Here is a 17,294-nt window from a genome sequence, read left to right as displayed (position 1 = left end):
AAAGCTGAGTTGTACAGGAACAATTAAGTTGTTTTATAAACAATTAAACTGTCTTGTGAACAATTAAATTGTCCTTCAAAGAGATTTACTAGAAAAGCAAGCGCTAGCAAGCACTATAGCGCTTGCTTTTCTAAATTAGACCAGATCTGTCCAGTCTGCTTTGGTTATGAGTTTGCAAACACGGCCTAGTGGTACAGCGTAACTCCCGCATCGCTCAAGCATACACCTACGTGGTTTGCATAACCCTGGGTAGGTTGTCTCTGGCTGCGTACTCCTCCAGGTAGTTCATAAACATTTTTGTAATGTTGTAATAGTTGAACTGCTTGACGTGCTTGATGCCGCTATCGATCATGGCCTGGCAATCAACCTTTTGGTCAAGCACCAGGGCAATTTTTTCGGCCAGATCATCGGGTGAGCTGTGTTTTGCGTAGAGGCTGTGCTCCCCGGCTGCCTCGGTCACTCCGCCGACACACGTAGTGACCAGAGGGACGCCAGCAGCCTGATATTCCAGGGCACTGACACAAAGGGTTTCGACAAAGTTCAGTATGGGTTTAGTGGGAATCACACCAACGGAAGAGAGTTGCATCAAAGCACGCTTCTCACTATTGCTAATCATGCCGGTAAAGATGACGTCGGGGAGAGCGTGCAATTCGACGTAGCGTTTCAGACTGTCGGAAGAGATACCCTGCCCACCAATGACTAAGACAGTCTCTGGGTGATTGTACTTGATGAGCCGGAAGGCGGCCAGTAAATCTTCGACGCCTTTTTCCGGGAAAAGTCGGCCGAAGTAAGAGATAATGGTTGTCCTCTCTGGAAGTTTGAACTTCTTTTTGAAGGCCTCAAGCTGCTCTTCATCGCGCTCCATAAAGTAGGTGTTATTGAAAGGAGCATATAACACTCTCATTTCGGTGGCAATTCTTTCAGAGAGGCGTACAGGCAGGATGTCCTGCGCGTATTCCACAATCTTCTCTTTGGTAAATTGTGACACAGCCAGCATGATGTCACCGCTGAGGAGTTGGAGGAGCAGAAATTTGCCCTCGCCATCTGTGCGATGGTTAGCGATGGAGTTGAGCACATCCGAACCGACAGCCTTATGAATCGTGATAATTTTCCGATCCAGCACAGTCTGGGCATAGGCTTTGACCTGATTAGCAATGTAGGCATGCGGATCAAGGTAAAAGGTAGAGAGCACGTTGATCTGTTTCTCGCTGATGAGATTGATGACCTGGCCGATGAAGGCTTTGATGAGCGCGCCATCCAGAACTTTGACGTTGCCGCGGTAATCGGGCAGGACGCGATAGACGTGTACATATTGTTCGGCTTCAGACATTAGTTCGGGCGAATTGTTGTAGTTGGTGTTCTTTTCGTACAAGGACTGGTCGTAGGTCACTTCGTAATGTTTTTCGCCGGTCATTTCGAGAAGAGCCTTTCCCTGGTAGAGGGCCTCGAAGGAGTGACCGGACATGTAGGGCGGGTATTTGCTGATGGTACAGACTTTCATCTCGTTGAGCATACAGCCTCCTGATAGGGTATGAGTGCATCTTGGTGTGCATTTGGGGATGTTCGTCAGGTTTTTGTAGATGAGTGGAACTGCTTGTACCAGTTAAGGATTACGCGTCTGAGTATAAATGCTGTTGTTTGACTTAATTCGGTTCGTTTTTCCGACGCATAAATTTTCCATGCAGCATTTGACCATCTTTCTCGAATTGACCTGCGGCCGGGCAAAAGAAAGCACACAGTTTTCTGACGCATAACCGTTCTTGCGGTGCTATGAAGGCGCTCATCAAGTGATATCAAACTGCGCCGTTTCTGACCCAGAACTTTTCGCGTCGATACGAAAAGGCCGTTTGGAGCGATCCAAGCATCCAGAAAACAATCAGTTTGTTGTTAGGAAAAGAATTGCGTCAGAGTGCGTCAAAAGTGCGCTTCTTTTGCCTCTTAACTACTCAGGTACACGAAAATTTATGGCTCAAAATGCGAAGAGAATTGCGACAAACAACAAATGCCGGGTTCATGTGTGCAATTACGAATGCACGAGTTGAGGGAGTGATGAATGGGGCCGATCCTTTGGCGGCCATGAGTTGATAAGGTTTTTATGGCAGGTTCCGGCCAGACCTTTTGAGGATATTGGCATGCAGCAACAACTCCTTCCAGAGAGCACATAGGCATGATCGCGCTTATCCTTTAATAAACATGAAATGAAACGTAATCTGCCTACAGCGTAGTAGACCATTGCAGCCGCATCTGCTGATAACGCTAGTCTAGCATGGCCTCTTAACAGAATCAAGGGGTAGTACTAATATCTCCTGCAAAATGGGCTTCTTTAACAGCTTGAGAAGCGGAGGAGGGGGGGCATTCGTGGGGGAAGGAGAGAAAGGAGGAGGAAGAGCGTATGCTTGTTGACCGCTATCAGCCAGAAGACGTGTTTGCGCGCGTGCCCGAAGTGGCTGCCCAAACCGATCCAGTGTTCAAGGAGCTGGATCGGCTGCTGGAGGATGAGGCATTGTACCAGCAGGTGCGTGCCGATCTGGGGAAGCGGCATCGCTTCACGCTGGTACATGGACGGCATTCGACGCCGGTGGAAGTGATCCTGTGCATGCTCTTAAATTTACATTAATCTCATGTATTCGAGCGTGAAAGGTACCCGTTTTGAGAATGACTTTATTTTGCTTCTACACTGAGCGTATACAAAATGCTAAAATTGTGGACTGGATCGCTTTAACAAAAGCGATCCAGTCCACAATTTTATTGCTTGAGATTTTTCTTATAAACTATCCCCCCTACCCAACATAACGAGCCTGACCTATTCAGTCATGTCGCGGCGGCTGTAGAGGAGGTAGCCACCGACGATGAGGATGAGTAGGTAGACTATCAGGATGATGAGCGCCGTGGTAGGACTCATAACGTCGGGATTATTGGTAGAATTGGTCGGCTCCTGGAAGAGCTGTCCAGACGGACCACTCAGCATAGTCTGGGCGACCACGCCGGGGAGCCACTCCTGGAAGTGAAGGAGATTCTTGGCGGTATTCTGGTCGAAGAGGCTGACCAGGACGACGAGAATGCTGCGCACCAGGGTCTCAAAGATCTGATAGCCCAGGGCGACGGCTGTGCCTGCGATGGGGTTGCGCCCCAATGTCGAGACGAAAACAGCGATAGTCACAAAGAAGTAGATGTTGAGGGAGTGCCCCAGCCAGTAGGTAAGCAGGCCAAGCCAGGCTCCGCCAGTGGGGAGCGCCATTTGCACGCCAAAGATGTTGCCAAAGAGCAGCGAGAGGATGATACCCAGTAGGAGGGTAATCGCCGTTCCCAGCAGGGTCACGACGGCCAGGGCTGCCAGTTGCCCAGTGTAGACCTGGAGGCGGCTCATGCCACGCCCCAGTAGTTGGCGCTGGATGCCATAGGTATATTCGCTACCGATAAGCGTCGCGGCTAGAATTGGCAGCAGGAGCGGTCCCAGTGAGCTAAGCACTGAGCCGAAGAGGCGAAATAGGGTTGGGTAAGCCAGTAAATCGTGTTTGCCGGTTGCCAGGAAGATGCCAACCATGACGATCAGGGGCAGAGCAAAGATAATACTCAGCCATTTGCTCATGGCGCGGCGCCGCATCTGGTAGAGGTTCCAGCCGATCATGCGCGCTACCTGGGCGAGCCAGCCACCTCTAGGGGCTACCTGTATGCTTGTAACCAGTGATTCTGCTTTCATAATTAGATGCTCCTCCCTTGGCCAGTAGAAAGTTGGGGCTGGGCTGGCTCCGAAGTTTCATTAAAGTCCGCGTCCTCCCCGGTCAGTTCCAGGAAGAATTTCTCCAGGCTGGCTTCCTGGCGGCGAATCTCGGCGGCATAGATACCACGCTCGCCCAGGAGCGCGTTGACCTCCATGGCGTAGTCGATGGGGGCCTCAACCTGAAGAAGCGGACTGCCTACGCTTGCCCAGGAGCCCGGTTCGGCCTGGGTATGGGTAACGCTCTTCATCCAGGGAATCTGGGCCTGAACTTCCTTGAGGGCCTGTTCCGCTTTGCTGGCCTGCTCGGGGTATTTAAAGCTCAGGCTGATGCCTTCGCGTTCCGCCAGGAGTTCATTGACGTTGCCCTGGACCAGGAGCTTGCCGAACTTAATAATGGCCACACGCGAGCATACTTGTTGAATTTCGTGCAAGATATGGCTGGAGACGATGACCGTGATGCCCTGCTGCGCCAGTTGCCCGATAAAGCGGCGAATCTCGACGACGCCCGCCGGGTCCAGGCCATTGGTTGGTTCATCGAGAATAATCAGTTCGGGCTGGCTGAGGAGGGCCGCGGCAATGCCCAGGCGCTGTTTCATGCCCAGGGAGTATTTCTTATAGCTATCGTTAGCGCGCTCTGCCAGGCCCACCTGCTCTAGAACCTCCTCTATGCGAGCGTGCGTTGCCTGATCATTGGCCAGACCCGCAAAGGTCGCCATGCCGCGCAGGTTTTCGCGCCCGGAGAGGAAGGGATAGAATGTGGGTTGCTCGACAATCGCGCCCGTGCGGCGGAGGGCATCAAGGTAGCCACGCTTATCCTCTGACTGCTTGCCCATGAGCATGATAGAGCCCTGGTTTGGTTGGATCAAACCGAGTATCATGCGGATCGTGGTGGTTTTTCCTGAACCGTTGGGACCTAGCAAACCAAAGACGTCGCCTCGGAACACTTCTAACGCCAGGTTATCCACGGCGGTACGCTTCCCGAAGCGCTTCGTTAAATGCTCTGTGCGTAAGATCGGTTCTTGCTGCATGAGTAAGGTTCCTATCTTTTTATTCTCAGCCTACAGTATGATTGCGTTCTAGTCTAGTGTTGTGCTGTTTCTGACCTTCTTCTTACCCCACTAGTCCTAGTATCTCTTTGTGTCATCATGCCTCGCGCCTGCGGCGCTCGCTTGGGTTTGTAATGTGTTAGAGTAGCCGCGTACGCCAGTAGTGCGCAGCACTACTGGCGTACGCGGCTACTCTAACACATTTTCTACTTATTTATAACGGTAGATGTTTCTATCTCTCGTCGATGTCCTGGAATTTAACTCTTTTGGTTGATGACACCGAGTTGAGGACATCTATACACTTGAAATGAGGCAGGTTTTCATGTTGAGGGGGTGAGGGTTCTATGAGTGTAGCGATAGTGTCTGGATGCCAGCAATGTCAACACAAAACCAGTATTTTCCTGAACCGGGTACGCTTGAGCAGTTGGGGAGCTATCATCTATTGCGTCCGCTCAGGCGTGGTGGATACGCGACGATTTACCTGGGAGAACATCAATATTTGCACACGCCGGGAGCGGTAAAGGTGCTCAATACCTGGTTTGCCACGGGGAGAGATACTCAGCGCTTCCTGGCAGAGGCTACCGTACAGGCGCGTTTGCGTCATCCGCATATCGTACGTGTGCTCGATTTTGGCGTTGAGGAGCGGATTCCTTTCCTGGTCATGGAGTATGCACCACATGGGACTTTGCAGGACCGTTTCCCCCAACAGAGCCAGGTTGCCCTGGACGTGGTGCTTCCCTATGTGCTGCAACTTGGCGCGGCGCTGCAATATATGCATGATAATGGTGTGCTGCACTGCGATGTCAAGCCGCAGAATGTGTTGCTTGGGCCACAAGAGGAGGTCTGGCTCTGCGATTTTGGTATCGCGACCTCCGTGCTTAAACACTATCAGGAGGCTGCTGATGTTTCGAATGGAACGGCGCTCTACGCCGCGCCAGAGCAGATTCATGGTCGTCCTGAACCCGCCAGCGATCAATACGCGCTAGGAATTATGCTCTACACCTGGCTCTGTGGCCATTTCCCTTTTTCCGGTAGCACCACCCAGGTCTGCCATCAGCATCTCTATATACTACCAGAACCTATTCGCGTGTTGATGCCAGAGGTTCCTATAGCTATCGAGCGCGTGGTGATGCGCGCACTGGCCAAAGAACCCGCCCGGCGCTTCCCCGATATCGCAGCCTTTATGAAGGCCCTCCAGCAAGCCGTCCACTCGCGTCCCACTCTGTCCAGGGGACCGCTCAAGTGGGCGCGCTCCCTTCTTAATGCAAAGCACACCTCTTAACCTGTGAACTACGCACAAATATATGCTAGTGTGGAGGAACGGTCCGCGAGCGTTCCCCCACACTAGCATATACTCCAATGAAGCGGATTTACGAGCGCTTGGTAGAATAAAAGAGGAGTAGTGACGGCGCCTTTATGTCAAGTGGTTTTGCACTAAGGTAGGAGATGACCCCTATGATTAGCGTGGTAATTGTGGATGACCATGGTATGGTGCGCGAGGGATTGCGCCAGTTTCTAACAGAGGATCCCGAGATTACGGTTGTGGGAGAGGCTTCCGATGGCGCCTCTGGTGTGCAACTCGTGCAAAGCCTGCGTCCCGCGGTGGTGCTTATGGATGTGATGATGCCTGTACTGGATGGTATCTCCGCCACGGCCTCGCTGCGCGACTGCTGTCCTGAGTCCCGCGTGATTATTTTGAGCAATCATGTCGAGCGCTCAACGGTCATCCATGCCGTCAAGGCGGGCGCTGTAGGATACTTGTTGAAGGATGCTCTGGCTGAGGAGCTTTGCCACGCCATTAAAGAGGTGGTGCAGGGTAACGTGCACTTTGCCCCTCAAGCCTCTATCTTTCTCCTGCACGAGGTACGTGAACCCAACCTGCCCGAGAACCTGACGGAGCGTGAGGCTGATGTACTGCGCTTACTTGCCCAGGGACGCTCGAATAAGGATATCGCGCGTCATCTGCATATCGTCGAGGATACGGTTAAGACGCATGTACGTCATATTCTCTCAAAGCTCGGGGTGCAGAGCCGAACCCAGGCCGCGCTCTACGCGACCCGCCTGAACCTCGTTCCCGTTGATGAACAGGAGCAGAGCCTACAGTCGAGCCAGGCCAGGTGAGTGGTTCGGGGAGCTATGGGGAACGACGCAACTCAACGCACATGTCTATATATGATGGGATGAGTCGCTGAAACTCGTTTTTCCCTTCTCCCGTGTATCATGCAAGTGACACACAGGTCTTTTTTGTGGAAGTAAATAAGGCTGAGAACGTGCTCTGAGTTAATTCGAGTTAACTGGCAAGAATGCATTCAATTTCGCTGACCAACCACCTCTCTTGTTATGAAAGGAGGTCTGGCTATGACAATGGTGCAGAAGACAATCGCTGTCGGTGTTTTCGCGGATAAAGAGCAGGCGAGGAACGCTATTGAAGCGCTGCGGCACGCGGGCTTTACCGATGATGAGATTGGCTATCTGGCGCATGCTCGCCTGGAGGGGCTTTCAGAGGCGACCGCTGTCAATACAGCTACCGGTATGGTGGAGGGTGGTGTGTTAGGTGGCGTACTGGGGGCCGTGGCGACATTGTTGATTCCAGGGATTGGTCCAGCCATCGCGGGTGGTGTCCTGGTGGCAACCCTGGGTGGTGCCGCGCTGGGCGCAGCGGCCGGTGGCCTAATTGGCTCGTTTGTACGTATTGGTATTCCCGAGAAGGACGCACGCTTCTACCAGCAAGAAATCGCAGCAGGCCACACTGTTGTCACGGTCAAGACGGCCGGTGAGGCCAGCTATGACGATGCGTTAGCGATTATGCGTGCTAATGGGTCCTATGATGCCGCGACAAAAACAGGTGTGATCAATACGACGCCGCCCATCCGTCCACATGGAGTCTCCGGCCCTCTGAACACCAGTGAGAATAAACCGCCTGAAGCCCAGTCCTAGCATGAAGAACGCCCCAGAAGAGAGCAGTATCCTGTTCTCTTCTGGGGCGTTTTAGTCTCGCTCAAATAGTTGCTCACCTGGCGAGTTGACGTTGAAGCGGAACGAATTTTGTTTCTCTCCTATGCTAATGTTGACATGAATGGGGCGACCGTAGTTGCGTCGCTGTTTTTTGAATTTCGAGACGGTCACAATGGATATGACAAAAAAGACCAGGTCGACGACCAGGAACAGGATAGAGCCTACCAGGCCCAGGATGCTCCAAGTCAACAACGTTATATTGTGAGCATTGTATTCAATCCCAATCAAAGAGAAAACGATACCATTGATAAAGAGGCTCATGCCTATACTCGTGAGAATGATGCCAATGATAGCTCTGACCAGCTTTTTGCGATTGATGGGATAGATCTTTTGTTGCTGGTAGGCTGCTTGCATCTGTTCACCCTGAGCCTCTGGTGGCGACATATCCTTTGGTCCGTCATATTGGTATTGGTTTCGCCCCTCTTCAGCCCATAAAGAGGCTTCGTAGCCTTCTTGATAGGAGTGTTGTTCTGGCTCCTGCATTTGCATGCACGTTCTCCTTGAAAAGATAGAGAGCACATTCTATTCTCTTATACGTTTTATCTCTATAGAGGTTTTAGGTGAGCATATAGCTTTTTATCTATGGTGAAAGCGTAGACTTCTCGCCACTACGTGGCTCGCCAGGTTCTAGTGTTGGTGGCGGGCTGGCTCTGCCAGCCCGCCACCAACACTAGAACCCATTGATGATTTGCGAGACTCAGTGGATTGGACCTTGCCGAGGTCGGAAATGGGTTTTCAGGAATGGTTGGATAGGTGATAGTGGATGCGGAAGCGACGCCTGGGGGCTCTTCCTGGTCGTAAAAGTCGTCGAAGGCGACCTCTTGCAGGCCGCAGGACTGGAAGACTGAGAGGCTTTGTCGGCTCAGGGGAGAGGGGATTTTACCGTCGCGTTCCTCGCTCTCTGTGCCACGGCAGATCACGAGCAGGTCGCCACCGGGAGCCAGGCAGAGGCTGATGCATTCCATGGCGCGGGACCTCAATTCGTAAGGAAGGGTCTGGATAGTATATATCTCTAGAATGAAGTCGAAGGTTTGCTGCCATGCTTGCGGTAGGGCGAAGAGGTTTGCTGCCTCGTAGTGGACCTGGGTCTCGGGGAAGCGCCGTTTGCTCCATTCAATAGCCTCTGGCGCGATATCGAAGGCGGTGACCTGAAAGCCCAGGCTCGCTAGGTACTCGGCGTCATCGCCCAGGCCACAACCAACGACGAGCGCTCGCCTGTTGTTTCCCTGGAGTTGCTGGCGTTCGGCCCAGTCCTTGAAGTGCGTATTTACTTGCTGGTCCGCCCAGGGAATGGCTGAGGCGTCCCCCTGGGCTTGCTGATAGAGCGTTGAGAAATAATTCAGCACATCGCCCCGGCTGGTATAGGTATCATAGAGATGCTGGGCTTTTTCCCGTGCTTGCTGTTCATCTAGCGTCATATATGTGCATCCGTTTCTATTTGGGTTTAAAGGCGCCCGCTGGCAAGCCTGTTATCGTTGTATCATATTCTGCATTTACCAGGCAAGCGAGAGCTAAATGGACCCTATATGTGGATGGTGCGTGCCGCAGGCGCGAGACATCTCGCCAAAAACATCCACATGCAGTTTACTAATCAAAGCAAGGGAAGGGGTGACTTTTATAAAGGCCTTGAAAGAGGGATGAGGAAAGAGTGTACATGAGATCAGTTTTTGCTATAATAAGACACGTACACTAGTTCCAATTTTTGTGTCCTCGGGGCATAGGACGATGACTATTTTGTGTTTCGCCGCGGATTGTGTAGAATTGGAAGGGTAGGCGTGAACACATTGTCGGCATAAGAGTGGGCAGAACAGCAAAGAGGAGAAAGTGTCTTATGGATGGCCAGAAGGCGAAACTGGAAGGAGACAACAGGCATATCTGGTTGCGCTATGCGACTGAATTTGAGAGCGGAGGGCGCAGGCATACGCTTGAGATGGGTATCCCTATGCCGCTGGGGGCGAGCGATCAGGAGCGCGAGCGGCTGTTGAACGAGGCCGAGCAAGGTATGGATCAGTTAATAAGTCGCATTGAGAAACGTGTATCTCGTGCCATCCCGAGTAGCGCTCCAGGGAATGTTCCAGGTAGTCCCAGGGTGAGTACGCCTGCTCCTCAGGGGGCGCCAGCTGGTGGGCGTCCTGCGACTCCACCACAGAGACCAGCCTCTGCGCCTGCTCCGCAGACGAGTACGCAGCCGACTCAGCCCACACCTAAGGTGCGCGAGAGTGCTGCTCCTGTCGAAGAGGCACAGGTGCCAGTGCCGCGCCAGCATAGCGGTGTCAGCCTTCCCTCGGTCCCGAAGGTGACTGGTGATCTCGGTGGCGATATGTCGCTGCCAGATTTTATCCACTATATTAAAGAAACCTGGGGGATTGAGCCACATGAGGCTATGAAGCAGTTGAATGTGCGCTCCCTCTCCAATATTAATCGGCGCTCAGCAATTGCACGGTTGCGTGAATTGCGGGATTCCGACAGTGGCGGCGATGATAAGCAGCAATCGGCCAATCAATCGACGCAGACCACTGCCTCTACAACGGGCAATGAACGACCACATCAGGCTTCTTCAGCGGAGGCACAGAATGAGCAGAGGTCGCAGCCCAGGCAGGCGGAGGCACAGCCTGTTCCCCAGAGGCAAATTGAAGCTGCCAAGCGGGAAGCCGTTGCTGATCAGCCGACGCGGCCAGTTATCGCGGCTCCCCAGGTAAATGGTAACAATCATACTACTTTGCCCACGAATGTGGTTCCCCTGAATGGGACGCGCCAGGCTGCCTCACGCCAGGCGAGAGCCTTTGATGAGGAGGTTGAGCCTGAAGATCTCGATGGCCTGGTTGACCTGGAGGAGGGCGAGGAGCCGATGTTCTCTCAGGCAATCCTGGACGTGGCTTCTGATAAATTGCACGCGTTTCGTGAAATGCAGGGCGCGACGGCTGCGAGTCCAGATCGCTTGAAGGTCCTCAATATACTGGTGGGTTCGCAGATTAGCAAAGAGCAGTTGCAGGCCTTGCTCGCGGGCGTGTGGGGAATAACCATACAGAAAAAATTGAAGGTAGATCAAAACGAAGCTTTGATTTCGTGGGCTAAGGAAGATAATTTTATACCCGAGGTCGAGGCCGTCTTACACCTGTTGGAGGAGGAAAAATATGCGCGTGGTAACCGGTGAGGCGAAAGGAAAACGGCTCAAGTCACCTAAAACGATTGACACTCGACCCATCCTGGATCGCGTCAAAACAGCGCTCTTTGATATCCTGTCTGGCGAGGTCCAGGGGACACGCTTCCTGGATCTATTTGGTGGTGTTGGCAATGTTGGTATTGAGGCCCTCAGCCGGGGGGCTGACCACGCGACCTTTCTGGAACTCAATCCCCAGGTATTTCGTATCCTGCGCGAGAACCTGCAATTGACGGGCCTGATCAACCGGGCGGAGACGGTACGGGGAGACGCCTTTAAGTTTCTCCAGGCTGGTGCAGCACCCGGAGCCGCGCCAAAACCCTATGACATTGTCTACGTCGCGCCTCCTCAATACCAGGAGATGGCGGCGCGTGCACTGGAGATGCTGGACCATTCGCCCCTGGTTCCTGATGATGGCCTGGTGATTGTGCAGATCCATCCCAAGGAGCGTCCCGGAGTTGCCGCAGTCACCTGTCAGCGTCTCACCCTCGTCGACGAACGACGCTATGGCAGCACCCTCTTGATGTTTTACCGTGTTCCCGGCGCTGAAGAAGAGTAATAAGAGAGAGTGCAGCATGGCCCTGCCAGCCCTCGGCTGGCAGGGCCATGCTGCACTCTCTCTTATTATTGCGAGCACTGGGGGCGCGAGACCTAATTGAGCATCGCGGGACCAGGTGCCGGTATGGGCGTCTGAGGCGCAGGTACAAACTGTTGCTGCATCTTCACAATGCCGGGAAGCGTAAAGTGGAACTGGCTCCCTGTGCCCGGTATTCCCTGGCTCTCTACCCAGATCTTTCCATGCATGGCTTCGACCAGGTGCTTGCTGATATACAGGCCCAGGCCGCTGCCACGTGTTGGTCCCGCCAGGTCTTGTGGCAGGCGCGCAAATGGCTCGAAGAGCATGGCCTGCTCTTGTGGTGGGATGCCTGCCCCTCTATCGCTGACGGTGATGCGAACCTGTTCCCCATCAGTGCCCGCTTCAATAAGGATGGGACTCATGTTGGGAGAGTATTTGAAGGCGTTGGAGAGCAGGTTGTAGAGAATATGACGTATGCAATGAGCATTCCCACTGACAAAGAGGTGACGCGAGATCCTGGTATGCACCTGGTTATGACACTGGTAAAGCATTTCAAATTGGGCGACCATGTCATACACAATACGATAGAGTTGTAGATTCTCTACCACCAGGTCACCTCTATTATTCGCGATAGCCATGGTATCCAGCACGTTGTTGACGAGGCGTCGCAGCTCGTCGCAGTAGTTGAGTGCATTCCTGAGATAGACCCCGTGGAGGTCGCGTGTCAGATGGCCGGTCTGCTCCAGCAGGTGTGCGAGCATTTCTATATAGCCATATGCCGCTGAGAGGGGGGTGCGCAACTCGTGATTGACGTTGATAATGAACTGGTTCTTGAGCTGGTTGAGTTGGCGCTGGCGCTCATAGGCGTCGTGCCCCTGTTTTTGTGCCTCCTCTGCGCGCCGCTGTGCCTCTTCTGTGGTGTCGAGCATACTGCGTAGCGTACACATCAGGTAACCCTCAATAAGCAAGACCACGACACTTCCCAGCAGCGAGTAGAGATAGGTTGGCGTCAGTGGTGCCAGGTGGTAGATGAACAGGTTATAGAGGATCAAGACGCCAATGTTGCAGACAAAGACGCAGAATGCTCCGTACCTGTTGAAGGTCCAGGAGGAGAGCAGCATTGGGACCGCGAGAATATACCCGGTGTGCGTAAAGGGCAGGGTCCAGTAATAGATGGTCGTACAAGCAATAAAGCAAACTCCGCAAATACATAATTTCAGCGCTAAGGGGAGACGTAAGAAGAGGCGCGGCCAGGAGGTAAGCAGGTAACTCCACATAATGACTAATCCTCCGCAATCCACATATTGACAACTAGCACATGCCATGCGCAATTTACAGAATCTGCAAAAATATCTTGTACACGGGTAAACAAGATAGAGAAGAGGTATGTATAGAAATATATTAACACGCGGGAAATATAGTTTTCCATGGTAAATTACTTTTGGTTTACAATTTAGCTTATTTTATTCTCTCTTGTGTTACAAATGTATATATTATTATAAGGTGCCTGCCCGATTGGACAGGTTCTCTGGGTCGTGGTGTGCGCTATAATTGGGGAGAGAAGCCATAAAATTCATGATTTGCAGATACTATGGAGGAATAAAGAGCTATGCTAAATAAACCTGGAGGGCCGGGAGGTCCCGGTGGGCGTTTTGCCTTTATCGATGCGGGCGAGGCGGCGCGTATGCTGGGGATTGATCGTATTACCCTGGAACAGTGGATCAAGGATGGGCGTATCAAGCCAAAGCGAGGCGTGGGACGCGAGTCCTTCTTCCGCGCGGCAGACATACAGGCGCTCTACAATGAGTTGCATCCCGAGACTGAGCTTGCGGCGGCAGTCGAGGCCGATGAGCGCGAGAGCGCAGGCGAGGCGCCCCAGGCCCCGGTGCGTAAGAAGCAGGACCCGCAGATGCGTGTCTATCTGCGTTTGCAAGCTGATGCTAAGTGGTTTGACATCTCCGAAGAGGATATTCAGACCTGGTTTAAGCAACTGGCCCCCGATGGCTACGAGCGCAACAAGCGCAATGTTGAGCATACGATCAAGAAGCTCCAGTACCTGGTGGGCCTGATTGATGACGCTCAGCAGCGCCAGGCTGAACTATAGTGTACTAAGAAAATAGTGTTGAGCCTGGCGAGCTGTGCCCGCCAGGCTCAACACTATTTTCTTAGTACATAAATCCTCCGCCATCTACGATGAGCTTCTGCCCGTGAATAAAGTCGGCGCCAGGTGAGAGCAGAAAATCAACGGCCCGGGCTATCTCTTCAGGTTGGCCGATGCGGTTAAGGGGGATGCTCTGCTCAATCTCTTTGAGGCGTTGAGGATCCCTCGTCCCATAGCGCTCCTCAACCTCCTGGGTCTGGATGAAGCCAGGCAGGATGCAGTTGACGTGAATCTTTGGCGCCAGTTCCAGAGCCAGGCATTTGGTCATCGTCAGGATACCAGCCTTGGAGGCGCAATAGTTCAGGCCATTTTTTCGTCCCGTGATGCCTGTTGTGGCTCCCAGGTTAATAATGTAGCCACCTGCTTCCTGCTGGAGCATGTAGCGCGCGGCGCATTGGGAGCAGAGAAAGGTCCCCTTCATGTTAGTATCTACGACACGATCCCAGTCCTCTTCGCTTAACTCCAGCACTGGTTTATCGATATTCAGTCCCGCGTTATTGATCAGGACATCGATGCTTCCAAGCTGGCTGCTGGCGACATGAAAAAGATTCTCAACATCGTGGGTATTGGCGACATTGGAACGTATTACCAGCACCTGTGGGGTAAGCACATGGCATTCCTGGTAGGTTTCCTGAGCCGCCACGTCATCTGAGTGATAGCTAAGTACCAGGTGAAGTCCTTCACGTGCCATCTGCAATGCAATCGCCTTCCCTAGCCCTTTGGTACCGCCTGTAATGATCGCGGTTCTGGCCATTACTGCAAGCTCCTTTATCGATATTCAAGACAAGTGCAGCGGTTGAAGTTGAGTCCGTGGAGCGAGTAGCGCCTGTTTTTCTTAGTATATAGAAAGCCGTGAGGTGGCCCGACGCTGCTAAAGCACGCGTCTACATATCAAGGCGCGATATGTAGACGCGTGCTTTAGCAGCGTCGGGCCTTTTCTCTCAGCGTCAGGCAGCGCTATAATATCCACTGAATGCAAAGTGGGCCAGGAGCCTGTATGAAGAGCATAGCAGGCAGCCAAGGAAAAGGAAGACAGAAAACATGGAATGGAAAGCGGCGGGTGCGGTTCTGGTTGGAGCTCTGGGAGCTATTGGTGGCATGAACTATTATGCGCGTCGCATTGAGCCATCCTGGCTGGAGGTAAACGAGTTCTCGCTGGCGTTGCCACGCCTGGACAGCGCTTTTGCTGGTTACCGGATAGCTCACATTAGCGATATCCATGCCGATACTACCTGGATGGATTATGCGCGCTTGCAAGAGATTGTGCAGACGGTTAACCAGCAGCACCCCGATATCGTGGTCATTACAGGCGACTTTCTCTCGGTATACGAGCCGCCTGCTCTGGAGGCGTTGAAAGCGCTGCGTTTTCTCCAGGCGCGCGATGGCGTCTTCGCGGTCCTGGGCAATCATGATCACCGGGTGGGAACACAGGGTCCCACGTATTTACGTGCCCTCTTCACGGAGTATGGTATTCATGACGCTACCGAGATGGTATTCTCGCTTGAGCAGGCGGGCCAGATGCTGCATATCGTCGGGCTGGCGGATCTCTTTCAGCAACGGAAGGTGCCTTCTGTGCCGCGCACTGTCTCCTACCAGGAGAAGTTTCAGGCTGTCGTACGCAAGATACCTGAACAGGGCGCGGCTATCCTACTTGTGCATGAGCCAGACTTCGCCGATGTGGCTGCCAAAACGCAACGTTTTGATCTCCAACTCTCGGGTCATTCGCATGGCGGGCAGGTACGCCTTCCATGGTTGGGCGCGCTCAGGCTGCCGCCGTTGGGCCGCAAGTACTCCTGTGGCCTCTACCGCGTGGGCGAGATGTGGCAATATACCACGCGTGGTCTGGGGATGAAGCCACCCCAGGTGCGTCTGAACTGCCGCCCAGAAATCACTATGATTACCTGCTGTGTGCAATAATATACACAAACTACATAATCTTATTTCACGGTTTCGGGGAGGATATCCAGCAGGTCCTCGACTGAGGGGACGATGATCTCCGCGCCACGCTGTTTGTAGAGGTCGACCTCGGCGGGATTGACGCTCATCGCGCCAATGATTATGGGTTCGCCGGGTGCTCGGCCCTGCATGTACTTGCGCACGAAGTCATGGTCGTCGGCGGTATCGCCGATAAAGAGGCCAGCGCGTGCGCGCGTGCGCTCAATGGCCATACGCAGGGCCTGGGGATTAGGCTTGGGGCAGATATCCGCCGGAATAACGACCTCCCACCAGCGCTCACCGCTATAGGCCTCCATGCGCTCAAGCGCACTTTCCACCTCAGGTCCAACGCGCCCGGTGATCATGCCCATATGCTTTATACCAGCGGCGCGCAGGCGTTGAAAGAAATCGGGCTGGTAGAGCATATGCTCCCGGTGGTAGAGTCCCGCGAAGTCACTGGGGAGGTAGCGCATCTCCTGGCCGTAATATCTACGCATGCCCTCGCCGCCCCAATAGTATTCGTGATAAATGTCGCCAATAATTGCATAGTCGGCGCGTGCGCTGGCGGGAATGGTCTCCTCAACCCAGGTGCGTCCTCCGTGTCCACGCAGGTTGGCCTCGCGTGAGAGGGCGGCCCATTGTGCATTGCTGCGTTCGGCCAGCTCGGTGCCTCGCCATTCGCGCAACTTCGCCGTGTAGAGCGAAGCGAGCAGGTAGCACATATCCCAGTCATTGTTATAGCCACCTGCCTGCTTGAAGATATCCACATCCATGGAGGTCAGCAGGGCTTTCCCTTTATGCTGACCCCAGTCCAGTCCATGCAGCGTGCCGACTATGTATTCGGCGGTGGCGATATCTGTGGCATGGAACGATTCGAGTGTATGAATTAGGATGCCATCGACATCGAAAAAGATGCTATCAAAGTCAGGGGGGAATTGTAGTTCCGGTCGTTGCCAGATGCCCGGCTTGCTCATGCGGTAAAGGCCCTTCCTCTCAGGTCTTTGGTCAGAGAATCTGTGTAAATTATCTCTCCCATTATAGCAAGTTATAAGGCGACAAGTCTGAGGAGTGGGACCCCTTAAACGTTCTTGTGTGCTATGCAGGGCGTGTGACCAGGAGTTTGAGGAAGCGACGCACCAGGAAGACACCGAGCCAGTAGATAAAGATGGCGACCAGGATGGAGCCATCGATGGCGTAGCCGCTGTAGTGTGAGATAGGCATGAAGCGTTCGAAGGGGAACATAAAGGGTGAGCTGGCGGCGAAGATCCACTGTGAGAAGAGGCTATGGGTTAGTCCAAAGAGGGTGAAGAGGAAGCGCGCAGCCAGGAGCAGCGTCAACATCCAGAGCAGGAAGCCAAGCAACTGGTTGAGCTTGCGAATGAGGGCGGCACAGAAGCGCCCTATGCTGTAGAGGGCACGCCGGTGCCACGGCAGGTTGGAGAGATACTGTGGAGGCACTGGAGCAGTCGAATCAGGCCACCACGGCTCTGTGGTGGAGGCGTTGTATGTATTCTGGTTGAAATGTGGGGTGTTGCGCATGCGCTCATAGGCTTCCCGATAGTTACGACGAAACATGCTTCTTGCTCACACTTCTGCCTGCAGTCAGAAAATAATAATGCTGGATGCTCTCACTTATATTGTACCATAGGTTTCCTATACATAGCACGCGCAACAAGAGA

16 protein-coding genes and 1 pseudogene are annotated in these 17,294 nt (G+C 53.3%); 8 read left to right on the top strand and 9 right to left on the bottom strand.

Annotation, left to right across the window (positions count from 1 at the left end):
• Positions 1-226 precede the first annotated feature (226 nt).
• Positions 227-1,513, bottom strand: a complete 1,287-nt coding sequence (locus tag KTE_RS11390; protein ID WP_201381092.1) for a glycosyltransferase family 4 protein — start codon at positions 1,511-1,513, stop codon at positions 227-229.
• 879 nt (positions 1,514-2,392) lie between these two features.
• On the opposite strand from KTE_RS11390, the pseudogene KTE_RS11385 reads away from it, so the two are divergent.
• Positions 2,393-2,614, top strand: a pseudogene (locus KTE_RS11385) (ISNCY family transposase); the annotation flags it as partial.
• A gap of 189 nt (positions 2,615-2,803) precedes the next feature.
• Here the strand turns inward: KTE_RS11385 and KTE_RS11380 are convergent.
• Both KTE_RS11380 and KTE_RS11375 read right to left on the bottom strand, forming a co-directional pair.
• On the bottom strand, positions 2,804-3,700 hold the full coding sequence (locus tag KTE_RS11380; protein ID WP_201381090.1) for an ABC transporter permease: 897 nt from the start codon (positions 3,698-3,700) through the stop codon (positions 2,804-2,806).
• A gap of 2 nt (positions 3,701-3,702) precedes the next feature.
• Positions 3,703-4,749 (bottom strand): ABC transporter ATP-binding protein, encoded by a 1,047-nt coding sequence (locus KTE_RS11375; protein ID WP_201381088.1) that lies wholly within the window; start codon positions 4,747-4,749, stop codon positions 3,703-3,705.
• Positions 4,750-5,143: 394 nt separating this feature from the next.
• On the opposite strand from KTE_RS11375, the gene KTE_RS11370 reads away from it, so the two are divergent.
• The 3 genes from KTE_RS11370 to KTE_RS11360 all read left to right on the top strand — a co-directional run bounded on the left by KTE_RS11370 (position 5,144) and on the right by KTE_RS11360 (position 7,704).
• The gene (locus tag KTE_RS11370) at positions 5,144-6,049 is read left to right on the top strand and encodes a serine/threonine-protein kinase (protein ID WP_201381085.1); all 906 of its coding nucleotides are present in this window, start codon (positions 5,144-5,146) and stop codon (positions 6,047-6,049) included.
• Positions 6,050-6,222: 173 nt separating this feature from the next.
• The gene (locus KTE_RS11365) at positions 6,223-6,888 is read left to right on the top strand and encodes a response regulator transcription factor (protein WP_201381082.1); all 666 of its coding nucleotides are present in this window, start codon (positions 6,223-6,225) and stop codon (positions 6,886-6,888) included.
• Positions 6,889-7,125: 237 nt separating this feature from the next.
• Positions 7,126-7,704: a general stress protein gene (locus KTE_RS11360; protein WP_201381080.1), complete on the top strand. Its 579-nt coding sequence runs from the start codon at positions 7,126-7,128 to the stop codon at positions 7,702-7,704.
• A gap of 51 nt (positions 7,705-7,755) precedes the next feature.
• On the opposite strand, the gene KTE_RS11355 is transcribed toward KTE_RS11360, so the two are convergent.
• Positions 7,756-8,271, bottom strand: a complete 516-nt coding sequence (locus KTE_RS11355; protein ID WP_201381078.1) for a hypothetical protein — start codon at positions 8,269-8,271, stop codon at positions 7,756-7,758.
• A 119-nt stretch (positions 8,272-8,390) separates the two neighbouring features.
• A complete protein-coding gene (locus KTE_RS11350) occupies positions 8,391-9,200 on the bottom strand; it encodes a bifunctional 2-polyprenyl-6-hydroxyphenol methylase/3-demethylubiquinol 3-O-methyltransferase UbiG (protein WP_201381076.1) in 810 nt (269 codons plus the stop codon).
• 413 nt (positions 9,201-9,613) lie between these two features.
• Here KTE_RS11350 and KTE_RS11345 point away from each other — a divergent pair, with 413 nt between their 5' ends.
• Together KTE_RS11345 and rsmD are read left to right on the top strand one after the other, a co-directional pair.
• The gene (locus KTE_RS11345; RefSeq protein WP_201381074.1) at positions 9,614-10,936 is read left to right on the top strand and encodes a hypothetical protein; all 1,323 of its coding nucleotides are present in this window, start codon (positions 9,614-9,616) and stop codon (positions 10,934-10,936) included.
• A complete protein-coding gene (rsmD, locus tag KTE_RS11340) occupies positions 10,917-11,501 on the top strand; it encodes a 16S rRNA (guanine(966)-N(2))-methyltransferase RsmD (protein ID WP_201381071.1) in 585 nt (194 codons plus the stop codon). The genes KTE_RS11345 and rsmD overlap by 20 nt, the downstream gene beginning before the upstream one ends.
• Before the next feature lie 92 nt (positions 11,502-11,593).
• Here the strand turns inward: rsmD and KTE_RS11335 are convergent, their stop codons facing one another.
• Positions 11,594-12,796: a sensor histidine kinase KdpD gene (locus tag KTE_RS11335; protein ID WP_201381068.1), complete on the bottom strand. Its 1,203-nt coding sequence runs from the start codon at positions 12,794-12,796 to the stop codon at positions 11,594-11,596.
• Positions 12,797-13,128: 332 nt separating this feature from the next.
• Between KTE_RS11335 and KTE_RS11330 the strand changes: the two genes are divergently transcribed.
• Positions 13,129-13,623: a helix-turn-helix domain-containing protein gene (locus tag KTE_RS11330; RefSeq protein WP_007908217.1), complete on the top strand. Its 495-nt coding sequence runs from the start codon at positions 13,129-13,131 to the stop codon at positions 13,621-13,623.
• Positions 13,624-13,684: 61 nt separating this feature from the next.
• On the opposite strand, the gene KTE_RS11325 is transcribed toward KTE_RS11330, so the two are convergent.
• On the bottom strand, positions 13,685-14,434 hold the full coding sequence (locus KTE_RS11325; RefSeq protein WP_201381066.1) for an SDR family NAD(P)-dependent oxidoreductase: 750 nt from the start codon (positions 14,432-14,434) through the stop codon (positions 13,685-13,687).
• Between the two features lie 287 nt (positions 14,435-14,721).
• On the opposite strand from KTE_RS11325, the gene KTE_RS11320 reads away from it, so the two are divergent.
• Positions 14,722-15,597, top strand: a complete 876-nt coding sequence (locus KTE_RS11320) for a metallophosphoesterase (RefSeq protein WP_201381064.1) — start codon at positions 14,722-14,724, stop codon at positions 15,595-15,597.
• Positions 15,598-15,617: 20 nt separating this feature from the next.
• Here KTE_RS11320 and KTE_RS11315 read toward each other — a convergent pair whose 3' ends face one another.
• Positions 15,618-16,589 (bottom strand): HAD family hydrolase, encoded by a 972-nt coding sequence (locus tag KTE_RS11315; RefSeq protein WP_201381062.1) that lies wholly within the window; start codon positions 16,587-16,589, stop codon positions 15,618-15,620.
• Between the two features lie 121 nt (positions 16,590-16,710).
• Positions 16,711-17,190, bottom strand: a complete 480-nt coding sequence (locus KTE_RS11310; RefSeq protein ID WP_201381060.1) for a YggT family protein — start codon at positions 17,188-17,190, stop codon at positions 16,711-16,713.
• Between the last annotated feature and the right edge of the window lie 104 nt (positions 17,191-17,294).

Source organism: Ktedonobacter sp. SOSP1-85 (assembly GCF_016587415.1).
In the GTDB taxonomy this organism is placed as follows: domain Bacteria; phylum Chloroflexota; class Ktedonobacteria; order Ktedonobacterales; family Ktedonobacteraceae; genus Ktedonobacter.
Note: the sequence above shows the minus strand (reverse complement) of the source record. Positions and strands in the feature narration are given on the sequence as shown.

Bases quoted from the DNA above. Each gene is read 5' to 3' on its own strand.
- KTE_RS11345 (WP_201381074.1), top strand. From the start codon at position 9,614: ATGGATGGCCAGAAGGCGAAACTGGAAGGAGACAACAGGCATATCTGG.
- KTE_RS11365 (WP_201381082.1), top strand. From the start codon at position 6,223: ATGATTAGCGTGGTAATTGTGGATGACCATGGTATGGTGCGCGAGGGA.
- KTE_RS11375 (WP_201381088.1), bottom strand. From the start codon at position 4,749: ATGCAGCAAGAACCGATCTTACGCACAGAGCATTTAACGAAGCGCTTC.
- KTE_RS11325 (WP_201381066.1), bottom strand. From the start codon at position 14,434: ATGGCCAGAACCGCGATCATTACAGGCGGTACCAAAGGGCTAGGGAAG.
- KTE_RS11360 (WP_201381080.1), top strand. From the start codon at position 7,126: ATGACAATGGTGCAGAAGACAATCGCTGTCGGTGTTTTCGCGGATAAA.
- KTE_RS11350 (WP_201381076.1), bottom strand. From the start codon at position 9,200: ATGACGCTAGATGAACAGCAAGCACGGGAAAAAGCCCAGCATCTCTAT.
- KTE_RS11370 (WP_201381085.1), top strand. From the start codon at position 5,144: ATGTCAACACAAAACCAGTATTTTCCTGAACCGGGTACGCTTGAGCAG.
- KTE_RS11310 (WP_201381060.1), bottom strand. From the start codon at position 17,190: ATGTTTCGTCGTAACTATCGGGAAGCCTATGAGCGCATGCGCAACACC.
- KTE_RS11380 (WP_201381090.1), bottom strand. From the start codon at position 3,700: ATGAAAGCAGAATCACTGGTTACAAGCATACAGGTAGCCCCTAGAGGT.
- KTE_RS11315 (WP_201381062.1), bottom strand. From the start codon at position 16,589: ATGAGCAAGCCGGGCATCTGGCAACGACCGGAACTACAATTCCCCCCT.
- KTE_RS11330 (WP_007908217.1), top strand. From the start codon at position 13,129: ATGCTAAATAAACCTGGAGGGCCGGGAGGTCCCGGTGGGCGTTTTGCC.
- KTE_RS11335 (WP_201381068.1), bottom strand. From the start codon at position 12,796: ATGTGGAGTTACCTGCTTACCTCCTGGCCGCGCCTCTTCTTACGTCTC.
- rsmD (WP_201381071.1), top strand. From the start codon at position 10,917: ATGCGCGTGGTAACCGGTGAGGCGAAAGGAAAACGGCTCAAGTCACCT.
- KTE_RS11390 (WP_201381092.1), bottom strand. From the start codon at position 1,513: ATGCTCAACGAGATGAAAGTCTGTACCATCAGCAAATACCCGCCCTAC.
- KTE_RS11320 (WP_201381064.1), top strand. From the start codon at position 14,722: ATGGAATGGAAAGCGGCGGGTGCGGTTCTGGTTGGAGCTCTGGGAGCT.
- KTE_RS11355 (WP_201381078.1), bottom strand. From the start codon at position 8,271: ATGCAAATGCAGGAGCCAGAACAACACTCCTATCAAGAAGGCTACGAA.